This window comes from Pseudochrobactrum albidum, assembly GCF_051851455.1.
Lineage (GTDB): Bacteria > Pseudomonadota > Alphaproteobacteria > Rhizobiales > Rhizobiaceae > Pseudochrobactrum.
Genome location: NZ_JBPVTR010000024.1, coordinates 119,200 through 131,480 on the forward strand (window position 1 = coordinate 119,200; position 12,281 = coordinate 131,480).

9 protein-coding genes are annotated in these 12,281 nt (G+C 52.7%); 2 read left to right on the forward strand and 7 right to left on the reverse strand.

Going from position 1 to position 12,281, the window contains the following annotated elements; all coding sequences use genetic code 11:
* Window positions 1–148 precede the first annotated feature (148 nt).
* On the forward strand, window positions 149–529 hold the full coding sequence (locus ACSTTO_RS11665; protein WP_439273381.1) for a hypothetical protein: 381 nt from the start codon (window positions 149–151) through the stop codon (window positions 527–529).
* 8 nt (window positions 530–537) lie between these two features.
* Here the strand turns inward: ACSTTO_RS11665 and ACSTTO_RS11670 are convergent, their stop codons facing one another.
* The gene (locus ACSTTO_RS11670; RefSeq protein ID WP_439273382.1) at window positions 538–1,353 is read right to left on the reverse strand and encodes a polysaccharide deacetylase family protein; all 816 of its coding nucleotides are present in this window, start codon (window positions 1,351–1,353) and stop codon (window positions 538–540) included.
* 207 nt (window positions 1,354–1,560) lie between these two features.
* On the reverse strand, window positions 1,561–4,227 hold the full coding sequence (ppdK, locus tag ACSTTO_RS11675) for a pyruvate, phosphate dikinase (RefSeq protein ID WP_439273383.1): 2,667 nt from the start codon (window positions 4,225–4,227) through the stop codon (window positions 1,561–1,563).
* A 378-nt stretch (window positions 4,228–4,605) separates the two neighbouring features.
* Here ppdK and ACSTTO_RS11680 point away from each other — a divergent pair, with 378 nt between their 5' ends.
* The gene (locus ACSTTO_RS11680; protein WP_439273384.1) at window positions 4,606–4,950 is read left to right on the forward strand and encodes a VOC family protein; all 345 of its coding nucleotides are present in this window, start codon (window positions 4,606–4,608) and stop codon (window positions 4,948–4,950) included.
* 151 nt (window positions 4,951–5,101) lie between these two features.
* Here the strand turns inward: ACSTTO_RS11680 and smc are convergent, their stop codons facing one another.
* The 5 genes from smc to ACSTTO_RS11705 form a co-directional block, all read right to left on the reverse strand.
* A complete protein-coding gene (gene smc / locus ACSTTO_RS11685; RefSeq protein ID WP_439273385.1) occupies window positions 5,102–8,566 on the reverse strand; it encodes a chromosome segregation protein SMC in 3,465 nt (1,154 codons plus the stop codon).
* A gap of 135 nt (window positions 8,567–8,701) precedes the next feature.
* The gene (locus ACSTTO_RS11690) at window positions 8,702–9,361 is read right to left on the reverse strand and encodes a DsbA family protein (RefSeq protein WP_439273386.1); all 660 of its coding nucleotides are present in this window, start codon (window positions 9,359–9,361) and stop codon (window positions 8,702–8,704) included.
* 257 nt (window positions 9,362–9,618) lie between these two features.
* Window positions 9,619–10,125 (reverse strand): DUF721 domain-containing protein, encoded by a 507-nt coding sequence (locus ACSTTO_RS11695; protein ID WP_439273387.1) that lies wholly within the window; start codon window positions 10,123–10,125, stop codon window positions 9,619–9,621.
* 4 nt (window positions 10,126–10,129) lie between these two features.
* Window positions 10,130–11,425, reverse strand: coding sequence for an O-antigen ligase family protein (locus tag ACSTTO_RS11700; RefSeq protein ID WP_439273388.1), 1,296 nt, complete (start codon window positions 11,423–11,425; stop codon window positions 10,130–10,132).
* Window position 11,426: 1 nt separating this feature from the next.
* Complete coding sequence (locus tag ACSTTO_RS11705) at window positions 11,427–12,200, reverse strand: glycosyltransferase family 25 protein (protein ID WP_439273389.1); 774 nt, start codon at window positions 12,198–12,200, stop codon at window positions 11,427–11,429.
* Window positions 12,201–12,281: the final 81 nt, after the last annotated feature.

Consider the following 12,281-nt stretch of genomic DNA (forward strand, 5'->3'; position numbering starts at 1 on the left):
CAAAGACCTGTGATTAACGACAGATAACAAATAAATATTTTTATTTATCATGATATTATAACAAATCACCAAAATGATATTGCATCAGCCTGTGAGGCTGCACACAATGCGCATTTGAAACGTTCAGAATACCCCGGAGAAGCCCCACATGAGGCAACCGCCCTCCTCCATTCCAGAGACACCCAAACCCGCAGCTGAGGAGAGCACATCATTAGAGGCTGTGGAAGTGGAACTTGCACTTGGCGCACAGGATGTTCTGACAGATGGTTTTGACCTTTCCCTTGCCAAAGCGGCGGAAATTGTCGGCGGTGAGGTGCTGTTTAACATGCCTGCCCTTGATACAACCCATGCACAGCGTATCGGCGCTATTCTTGTGCCTTCCCCCCAGCAGGATCAGGTTGTTTTTGTAACTTTGCTCAATGACGGCATCACGCTTTCCCACGAGCCGCTTTCGGGTAATAATATGCTGTTTGAAAGTCTTGGCCGTAATTATGCAGCCGTTATGAACAGGCTGAAAAGCACAAACTGACCACCGGCTTATCTGTTTTTTCTCGCGATTTCAGAAGGCGGGGCACCTTCCCCCACAATATTGGGCGCAGCGCGGGTTTGCATATCCCGCAAATGGCGAAACTGCACTCCTCTTTTCTTCAATGCCAGAATACCCTCTGCCACACCGGCACCTGAGGCGCGCTTTGGCTGGTTGATATGTGAAATGATCACATCACCATCACGTGCCTGTGCAATGCGCCGTGCCACTGTGGCGGCCGGCAGTGAGGCGCCACGGTCACCATTTAACGAATAGCCGGCAATCCTGTATCCCATAGCCTCAATCTGACGCACCGCATCTGTCGAATAACGCGCTGTTGCATCACGATACCATTGCGGTTTGCGGCCAAAAATCTCCACAATCTTATCGGCACCGCCTTTTACTTCCGCTTCAATTGCAGCAGGAGTGCCGGCAGTGGGAATTCCGTACATGGTTTTTAAAATTGTGATCGCAGGCACATGTTCTGCGCCGTGATTTTCAATTTCAAACAGATCGGGATGTGCCTTTAAAATTCCGATCGCCGCCGGATTACGGCGCAGCCAGCGCGACGTTACAAACAAGGTTGCAGGAATTTTCTCTTCCACCAGCACATCCAGAATCCGGTGATCAACATCACCGGAACAGGCATCAAGCGTCAGAGCGACCTGTATCTTGCCGGATTTTTCCTGCGCCAGATTAAGCTGCGGCTCTACAATCAAATGACGCTGCGAAACCTTGGACGAGAGCAAAGCCTCATCGGCTGCATTTGCTGCGGATATGCCGGCAATAAGATAACCGGCCCAAAACAGGGGTTTTAAAACAGCCATTTAGCACCGGCTCTAATTTGCACATAATTTAGAGCATTTCTGCACCCAAAAAGTGAAACGGTTTTGCGTATCAGTAATGCCATAAAACCAACAGCTGAAGCGGTTCCAGCCTTTTCATTTCAATCAGAACCGCTCTGACAAGGTCACAATGCGCCGGACTGAGAGGTTCCCTCAATCCGGCGCATTATTTGTTAAATTTTAATATGACTATTTGGTGGCTGCAATCGCTGCCTGAGCTGCCGCCAACCGCGCAATCGGCACACGGAACGGTGAGCAGGATACATAATCCAGCCCCGTTTTTTCATAAAAACCGATTGATGCCGGATCGCCGCCATGCTCGCCGCAAACACCAAGCTTGATATCAGGCCGCTGTTTGCGTCCGCGTTCTGCCGCAAGCTGAACAAGCTCGCCCACGCCATCAAAATCCACCGTCACAAACGGATCCTGCTCAATAATGCCAAGCGCCTGATATTGTGTGAGGAAGGATGAGGCATCATCGCGCGAAACGCCGAAAGTGGTTTGCGTCAGGTCATTGGTGCCAAAGGAGAAAAATTCAGCCGTTTCGGCCAGTTCCCCGGCACGCAAGGCCGCCCGCGGCAGTTCCACCATGGTGCCGACCATATAATGAACCTGCACACCGCTTTCAGCTATAATTTTTGCTGCAACCTCATCAATACGGGCTTTAACAAAATCCAGCTCCGCCTTGATACCAACCAGCGGCACCATAATTTCCGGAATCACGGCCTCACCGGTTTTTTTAGCTGCGGCAATGGCTGCCTCAATAATCGCACGGGTCTGCATTTCTGCAATTTCCGGATAGGAAATCGCCAGACGGCAACCGCGATGGCCAAGCATCGGGTTAAACTCATGCAGGCTTTCTGCGCGTTCACGCAGCTTGTCTGCATCAACACCCATCACATTTGCGACTTCGGCAATTTCCTCTGCCGTATGCGGCAAAAACTCATGCAATGGCGGATCCAGCAAGCGGATTGTAACCGGCAGCCCCTGCATGATTTCAAACAGCTCGGTAAAATCCGCACGCTGCATTGGCAGAAGTTTATCCAGCGCCACGCGGCGGCCTTTTTCATCCGCAGCTAAAATCATCTCACGCATGGCAAGAATGCGCGGCCCTTCAAAAAACATATGTTCAGTGCGGCACAGGCCGATCCCTTCCGCGCCGAATGAACGGGCAGCGCGTGCATCTGCCGGCGTTTCCGCATTGGTGCGCACTTTCATCCGGCGGGCTTCATCAGCCCATTGCATAAGCTGGCCAAAATCACCGGAAAGCTCGGGCTGTTGCATAGCAACGCTGCCTTTAAGCACCTGCCCGCTGCCGCCGTCGATTGTGATGATATCGCCTTTTTTGAAAGTGCCGCCCGCCGTCAGCATTGTACCATTACGATAATCAATACGCAGCGAACCGGCACCTGATACACAAGGCTTGCCCATACCGCGGGCAACAACTGCCGCATGGCTGGTCATGCCGCCACGCGAAGTCAGAATACCTTCTGCCGCATGCATGCCATGAATATCTTCAGGGCTGGTTTCAATACGCACCAGAATAGCCTTGCGGCCTTCAGCCTTCAGCTGTTCAGCATCTTCCGAGGTAAATACGATCTCACCGGTTGCAGCCCCCGGCGATGCAGGCAGCCCCATCCCGATCACATGACGCTCGGCTTTCGGATCAATGGTTGGGTGCAAAAGCTGATTGAGCGATGAAGGATCAATGCGATTAACCGCCTCTTCCTTACTGATCAAACCTTCGCCCACCATTTCCACGGCCATTTTCAACGCGGCCTTGGCGGTACGCTTGCCCGAGCGGGTTTGCAACATCCAGAGTTTGCCGCGCTCGATAGTAAATTCCAGATCCTGCATGTCACGGTAATGGCTCTCCAGCCGATCCGCAATTTTCAAAAATTCGGCAAAAGCATCCGGCATGATTTTTTCAAGCGAAGGGCGTTCTGAACCTGCTTCAATCCGTGCTTCTTCAGTAATATTTTGCGGAGTGCGGATACCGGCCACCACATCTTCGCCCTGCGCATTGACAAGAAACTCACCATAGAGCTTGCGCTCACCGGTGGAAGGGTTGCGGGTAAAGGCAACACCGGTTGCCGATGTATCGCCCATATTGCCAAATACCATAGCCTGCACATTAACCGCAGTGCCCCAGTTTTCCGGAATATTGTGCAAACGGCGATAGGTGATGGCGCGGGCATTCATCCATGAGGAAAATACCGCGGAAATTGCCCCCCAGAGCTGCGCTTCCGGATTTTGCGGAAATGGTTCACCCAGCTCTTCTTCCACTTTAGCCTTGTAGCGAACAATCACATCTTTCCAGTCATCGGCGCTCAGATCCGTATCAACATCAACACCAAGACCTGCTTTGATATCATCAAGAATTTCTTCAAAAAAGGCATGGTCCACACCCAGCACCACATCCGAATACATCTGGATGAAGCGGCGGTAACTGTCATAAGCGAAACGCTCATCATTGGCCTCTGCCGCAATTGCCGCAACCGTTTTGTCATTAAGGCCAAGATTGAGCACCGTGTCCATCATACCCGGCATGGACGCACGGGAGCCCGAACGCACCGAAACCAGCAGCGGGCGCGCCGCATCACCCAGCCGGCGGCCTGTCAGCGCGGTAATATGCTCCAGCGCAGCCGCAACCTGATCTTTCAGCGCATCGGGATAAGTGTGACCATGATCATAATAATAAGTGCAGACATCGGTGGTAATGGTAAAGCCCGGAGGCACCGGCAGCCCGAGGCTGCTCATTTCCGCAAGGTTTGCACCCTTGCCGCCCAGAAGATTACGATCATTTGCAGTGCCATCGGCCTTGCCATCACCAAAGTGATAGACCCACTTATCCATTACCATCCTCCTGATCATGGCCGGCTGTCAGCCGGTCATTGTTGGTGTCGGGCACATAAGAAAACGCGCATCTGCAGAGCCGGTATCTGGCCCATATAAATCTGTGCCGCATACATCACCCCTGCTTTAAGCGATAGCCCCCTTGCCGGCTACTGAAAAATGCATAAAACCGGTAACAAAACGCAACCTGCCGCCTGTAATATTTGTTTAAATCGATTTTGCGGAAAATCTTTTCTCTTTATCATCCCGCACTATATCTTAACTTCAGCAAATACGGGCTGATATTGCCTGTTTATTTGTATCCGGCAGAATCAATAATCTTTTGATTCTCTGTTGAGGGACAGTATAATTCTTCTGTATTTCCCATAGAGGTTTATCATGCGCCAGACCGGAAAACTCGACTATATTGAAATGCCAGCCGGTGAAAATTCCCTAAGCCGAGTGAAAGAATTCTATACCAATGCCTTTGGCTGGAAATTCTTTGATTACGGTCCTGATTATGCGGCCTATTCTGAAGGGCTGGACGGCGGTTTCTATCAGGGCGATGAAACAAAAAACGCCAAACCATTGCCGGTACTGTATTCTGAAAATCTGGAACAGACTTTGCTTGATGTGGAAAAAGCCGGCGGCATAATCATCAAGCCGATTTTCAGTTTTCCCGGCGGGCGCCGTTTTCACTTTACCGACCCTTCCGGCAATGAACTGGCAGTGTGGAGCGAATAAACCCTAATATCAAAATAGCTCTTCTTGATTTTATAAAGCCATCTCTTCAAAACGGCCGTGCAGCGCAGAAATATTTTCATGCGCTCACACATTTACGCCTCATATTTCCTCGTGTTTGTTTTTCATTTCCATGCATTTATTTACCAGAGGCTTATCCTGCCTCACGCATCGCAGCCGCTGTTTGCAGATCAACGGAAACCAGCTGGCTCACGCCCTGCTCGGCCATAGTCACCCCAAAGAGCCGGTCCATGCGCGCCATGGTGATAGGATTATGGGTGATAATCACAAAACGGGTCTGGGTGGAGGCTGCCATTTCATCCATGAGATTGCAATAACGCTCCACATTATGGTCATCAAGCGGCGCGTCCACCTCATCCAGCACGCAGATTGGCGCCGGATTGGTAAGAAATACCGCAAAAATCAGCGCCATTGCTGTCAGTGCCTGCTCACCACCGGAAAGCAGGGTCATGGTTTGCGGCTTTTTACCCGGCGGACGGGCAAGAATTTCCAGCCCGGCTTCCAGCGGGTCTTCCGATTCAATCAATTGCAATTCAGCTGTGCCGCCGCCAAATAAATGGGTGAAAAGGCGCTGAAACTGCTCATTCACCACGTCAAAAGCAGCAAGAAGCCGCTCACGCCCCTCTTTATTCAGGCTCTGAATGGCCTGCCGCAATTTTTTAATCGCTTCCAGCACATCTTCCCGTTCATTGATAATTGCGTCTTGACGTTCAGATAATTCACGTTGCTCTTCCTCCGCACGCAGATTAACCGCGCCAAGCCGTTCACGCTCAATCTTCAACCGGTCAAGCCTGCGATCCGTCTGCTCCATATCCGGCAGCGGATCGCCCGCATCAAGCCCTGTATGACGGAAAGCCTCATATGGCGCACAATTCAGCACTTCCGCAATCCGCGCCTCCGTATCCCTGCGGCGTTCTTCCGCGGCTGCCAGACGCTCCTCGGCACGTGCGCGCACCTCACGCGAGGCAGCCAGCTCCTGAATAGCCAGCGTTGCGCGTTTATCCAGCTTTGCCTGCTCGGTCTCCGCAATGCTTAACCGGTCCGCGGTCTCCTTGCGCCGGCTGTCAGCCTCTGCCACCGCATGTTGCAATTCACGGCGGCGCTCTTCAATATCTGCCGGCGCTTCTGCCAGACTTTCAGCCTCATCTGCCGCCTCGGCGCGGCGCTCACCCAAAGCCTCAATCTGGCGGCGGGCATTTTCCGCCCGCCCCTGCCAGCTTTTACGCTCAAGGCCAATCATTTCCAGACGGCGCATTCGGTTTTCAGCATCACGGCGCAAATTATCATGGGCGGCGCGTGCGTCTGCCAAAACAGCGCGACCATTCATAACCTGTGTGGTCAACGAAGTGAGCTTCAGGTTAAGTTCTGCCAGATCCGGCAAATCTTCCAGCCTTATCTGTGCCTCTTCAAGCTGGATACTGTTTTCCTCCAGACTCTCTGTCAGCCGCAACCTTGCTTCTTCCAATGCTGCAAGCTTACTGGATAATTGTCCGGCCACGCGCTCGGCCTCAGCCAGTTCATCACGCGCCTGTGCAACGATGCGCTGGGCGCTGCGCCAATGGTCGCGCAGACTGCGCTCACGCTCTACCGCCTCACGCAGGGCACTTTCTGCCTGTTGCAGGGCATTTTCAGCCTGTATCACACGGTTTCTGGCCGCTCCGGCTGCATTTTCCAGTTCTTTCAGCCTGTTTTTTTGTGCAAGGCGCTGTGCTGCTGCCGTTGGCGCATCAGAACGCGCGGTAAAGCCATCCCACCGCCACAGGCTGCCCTCGCGGCTCACCAGGCGCTGGCCGCTTCGCAATTGCAATTGCAGATTTGCGCCTTCGCTATCATCCACCAGCCCGATTTGCGATAATCTTGCCTGTAATGCCGGCGGAGCATCCACCACAGTGCCAAGCGGCACAACGCCCTGCGGCAACGAAGCAGGACTGCCCACTTCCCGCGTGCCGAGATCTGTCCAGAACACCGGCGCCTGCGGATTAACCGGCGCTTCCAGATCATCGCCAAGTGCGGCGCCCAAGGCTGTCTCAAAACCTTTTTGCACCTGTATCTGCTCGGCAACCGCAATATAGGTTGCAGACTGGCCGGCACTGAGAATACCGGCTAATGTGCTGGCTTCTGTTTCAATACGGTTTAATTCCTCCCGCGCCTGCGCCAGTGGCGGGCGGCAGTTATTTTCTTCTTCCCGCGCCTGTTCAACCAGTTCCTCGCAGGCCAGCGCCTGCTCTTCCGCTGCCTGCGCCGCCTCTTCAGCCTGCGCCACGGCCTTTGCCTTTTCTTCCCGTCCGGCCAGCACTTTCAACTGGTTTTCAAGTGCTGCAATATCCTGCTCAATATTGCGCAATTGCGCACATAATTTTTCACGGCGCTCCGCGGTTTCCCGTACAAGACGCTCACTTTGTGCGCGCTCTGCCGCCGCCTCTGCCCTGACAGAGGTGATCTGCGCCAGCTCAGCTTCATAATGCTGCAACTGCTCCTGCGCCGTATTCAGCAACTCTTCCGCCTCAATAGCGCGATCACCGGATGCCTCATTCTGTGCCAGAAGCTCCTGCTCCTCCTCATCCAGCCGCTGCACAACACCAGCCTGTTCATGCAGCATCTGCTCCTCGCGGCCAATATCGGCGCTTAACTGCTCAAGCCGCTTTAAAAGCTCTGAACGGCGCTGCGTCAGACGCGCGGCTTCATCATCCAGTTGCGAAACCGCAATTGTCAGCCGCTGCAGGGCAGCGGCGGCCGATGCCTGCTGCTCACGCAATTTTGGCAAATGCTGCGCGCCAACGGCCTGCTCCCTAGCGGCAATCATCTGCGCCTGTGCCATGGCGCCAACATGGGATGTAGCCTGATTAAGTGCGCTTTGCGCCTCTGCCTCATGGGTTTTGGCCTGTGTCCAGCGCAGATGCAGCAAGATGGCTTCTGCCGCGCGAATATCTGCCGACAAGGCACGGAAACGATTGGCCTGCCGCGATTGACGTTTGAGGCTCTCAATCTGTGTGCCAAGCTCACCGATCACGTCTTCCAGACGCTCCAGATTGCTCTCTGCTGCACGCAGGCGCAACTCCGCCTCATGGCGGCGCGAATGCAAACCGGAAATACCCGCTGCTTCTTCCAAAAGTGCACGGCGTGCCTGCGGCTTGGCCTGAATAAGCTCACCAATGCGCCCCTGCCCGACCATGGATGGCGAACGCGCACCGGTGGACTGATCAGCAAAGAGCAATTGCACATCCTTAGCGCGCACCTCCTTGCCATTAATGCGATAGACCGAGCCGGATTCACGCTCAATCCGGCGCGAAACCTGCAATTCATCAACATCATTATAATTGGGCGGTGCCGAGCGGTCACTATTATCAAGAAACAGGGTTACTTCAGCACTGTTGCGTGCAGGGCGGGTGCCGGAACCGGAAAAAATCACATCATCCATGCCGGAAGCGCGCATATTTTTATAGGAGTTTTCTCCCATAACCCAGCGCAGCGCCTCCACCAGATTGGATTTGCCGCAGCCATTGGGGCCGACAACACCGGTCAGCCCGCCTTCAATAACAAACTCCATCGGCTCAACAAAAGATTTGAAGCCTAACAGGCGCAACCTGGTAAAACGCATCACAATGCCCCCCGCGCATCTTTACGGGAAAAACAGGCACCGATCATAAAATCGCAAAAAACAGACACGGAATATTCTGAATATAAAAATGCAGCAGGCACGATCATGCGCCTGCTGCATACAGATGCATCAGCCTTAAAGCATAGAGTCGATAACTGCCGACATCTGATCAACCGAAAGAGCTCCGGAATATTTCTGGCCATTAATAAAGAATGTAGGCGTTGCATTCACACCGAATTCAGCGCCGCGATCACGAACAGCATTCACATCATCGAGAAGCTGCTGGTTCGTCAAGCAGGCATTGAAGGACTCTTGTGTAAAACCTGCCAATTTAGAGATTTGCAGCAATGCAGCCTGCGCATCATCTGCCGCGGCCCACTGCATTTGCTGTTTAAACAGCACATCCACCATCGGGAAATAACGATCATCCGGCGCACAGCGTGCCAGCATAAAGGCAGCCGTTGCACGCGGATCAAACGGAAACTCCCGGAAAATCAGACGGGCCTTGCCGGTATCAATGTATTTTTCCTTGATCGCAGGCAATGTATTGATGGTGAAATCAGCACAATGCGAACAGGTCATGGACGCATATTCCACAATGGTCACAGGTGCATCGGCCTTGCCAAGCACCTTATCCTCAAGCTTGCCGGCTTCCAGCAGCTTTTTCATATCAACAGTGCCGTCTGATTTTGGGGCAGACTGGGCAAAGGCATTTCCTGCCGCAGAGAAGGACAATGCCGCTGTAGCAAGGGCTGCACTGCCCAGAATTTGCCTGCGATTCAATTGAGATACCATACGAATCATCCGTTTCATCACGTTGCTATAGAATCAGGGTATAATCTGACTGCGATTGTGGCACAGAAAATACTCCAAATTCTTGTTTTGCTGCATATATTATTTTGCTGCTCTTATTTTGCCGCATATCTTATTCCGGAAAATGCTGCACACTCACCGGAAGATAACTGCCGGATAGCAAACTATAATGCCCTAAATCTGACAGTCACCTTAAGGATTGTTCATAAACAGTGCGCTATAAGGGATGACCAAGTATTTTATGATTTCTTAGCCGCTTTTTCCGCCAATATATTACGTCCAAGCCGCATCAGCGACCGGCGCAAAGCCTCATCCTCAATCCCGGATGTTGCCTGCAGCAGTTTCTTCTCTGCCGGCGCACCAACCGGCATCAGTTTCTTTTGCTTTTTCTGCGCTATCGGGCTGACAGATTTTTGTTCAATGCGGATACGGGCTATGGCTGCAAAACCCAAAAAGGCATTGATGCGGGCTATGATCTCGCCCGTAGAATGCTGGATACGCATAGCCGCCATGCCTTCACAGCCAATAACCAGCGTTGCCGGCTGAAACGGATCATCCTCATGGGCACGACGCGGCCAGAGAATACGCAGCGGCCGTGATACTGAACCAATCTGCGTGCCCACCACATCTTCCCATGCCTGTATCAGTGACAAGTTAATGCCCGCTCGCTTGCGCAAGACCGGATCAAGCACATGCCCGGCAGTATCTGCCAGCGGTTTGAAACCTGATGATTCCTGTTTGTGCATTTTTTCAAATCCGGTTGTCTGAAACCCCGCCCCTGCCGCCTTGTGAGGGATTATAATTAAGAATGGCATTTTGAGCGCCGCATGTTTTGCGCAGCATATTCCTGGCTGTTACCGCATAAAGCCCACTGAAGAAAAACATGGTCACAGCAATACTTGCCTCATGCAACAGCGGATTATGCAGCATAGCATAACTGCCCCACACCAGCACAAAATAAATCAGCACCCGCCTGATTGCCGGATCAGAATTGTTGCGCCACAAAAATACCAACCCGCCAAGCACAGCGCCTGCAAGCAGAATAAGCCCGATCACCCCGTTAACCAGCATTTCATCCAGCGCGGCATTATGCACATGGATAAATCCCTGCAGCAAAGCCGCCTGATCACCAAGCTCCGCCTTAACCGCCGGCATTTTCTGCATTGCGCCCACGCCAATCAGCGGGTGCTGCGCAATAACCTCAGCAGAACCACGCCACATTTGCCCGCGAATATCAGCCGATATTTTATCTGTCCACCGGCTGCTGTCTCCGGTTTCATAATAATGCATCATACCGGAAAAACGCTGCGTCAGCACAGATGCCACCGGCCCCATAGTGACCAATGTTGTCAGGCAGGCTACCAGCACAAGAGAACCGCCGATCCTCACCTTGCGGCTGGCTATACGGCTGATCAGCACCACTATTTCCAGCAACGCCACGACAGATAAGGTTAACATGACAGCGCGGGTCTGGGAGGCAAAAACAAGGCCGGTTCCGATAATAAGATACCACGGGCCGTTAGGCAAAAAGCGCGGCGCATGGCGCATTGGCAAAGTGGCAATAAGAGCTGAAATAGCTGCTGCATAGGCAAAAACCGCCGGATTGCCGCCAATGCCTATGCGCCCGCTTCCCCACCACAGCTCTTCCGCCACCACCAGAACGGCACAGAGTACCGTACCAATCCGTGCGCCAAGCGCCATCATACGAACAGGCTCGCGGATCAGCACCATGCCAAGACCGGCAAAGGAAAAAACCCACAGCAACAGCACATAACCAAGCTGACGATTGCCAATATCAAGCTCACCGCGCACTGCCATCAGCCCCAGGCTCCAAAGCATATAGGCAGAAATCAGGATAAAAAATGCCGCCCCGAAAAGCCGGTGTAACCTGTGCCTGTAACAGGCAAGATAAACGCCGATACACCCGAAAATAAACAGAATAAGCGGCCCCGGAAACAGCCGCAGCGGCAGTGTCAGGGCAGCAAAACATAACAGCCGGTAATCAATATGCCGGCGTAACAGGAAGTGCTTTTGCAGAACTCTCATATTACCTTTTTTGAAGATGAGATTTTTTAAAACTGTATATTACGCGATTGAGATAATCCTGTATGCGGAATAATAGAGTCGGCAAACGCCGATAAGCCGGAAGTTTAGCCCGCGAATATGTATCTGCGCCACTGGAAATTGTCGATGGGATTTCATTGGCATTGCTGACCACGGCGCGGCTTACCGTGAAAAATTCATACCGCCCTGCCCAGCCCCGTTCCAGCGCCACATCAAAAGGGAGATGCATCTTCCCAAGGGCTTGCAATAATTTTGCCGCACCGGTTTTGCTGACAATATAAGCGCCGGCATTGCCAAGCGGCCCGTGAGCCGTGCGGCCAATGGCAATATCATCGGTCAATTGCATAAAGGGACGAAACCCGACAAGGCGGTTATGGATCAGTTTGACGACATCCCAGCCCTGCACCTGCATGGCAGCCTCAACCACCGGCACAAAACTCTCTGAGAAACGTATATCATCTTCAAGGATAACCCCTGCCGCAGCCTTGCCGGAGGCAATCAGCTCCAATGCGCGCAAATGGCTTTTATAGCAGCCGATCTCTGCCGGTAATACCGTTTTGCCGTGATCGCGGCGAAAGCGCGGCTCGTCAAAAAACTGTCTTTCTGATGCCTGCAATAATTTGCCATCCACTGCAGGCACGCGCTGCAAGGCAATGCCCAGTTCCCGCGCATGGGAGGAGAGCGTTTTCCAGCGATCTTCAGAGCGATCAAGATTAAGAACATAGACAGGGAAATTTTGCAGTTCGAACTCTGTCAAAGCTTTGAATACCTTTATCAAAACAGGAGTTTTGCGCTATTGAGGCCAAATCCGGCAGGTAACTGTTATATAATCATATAT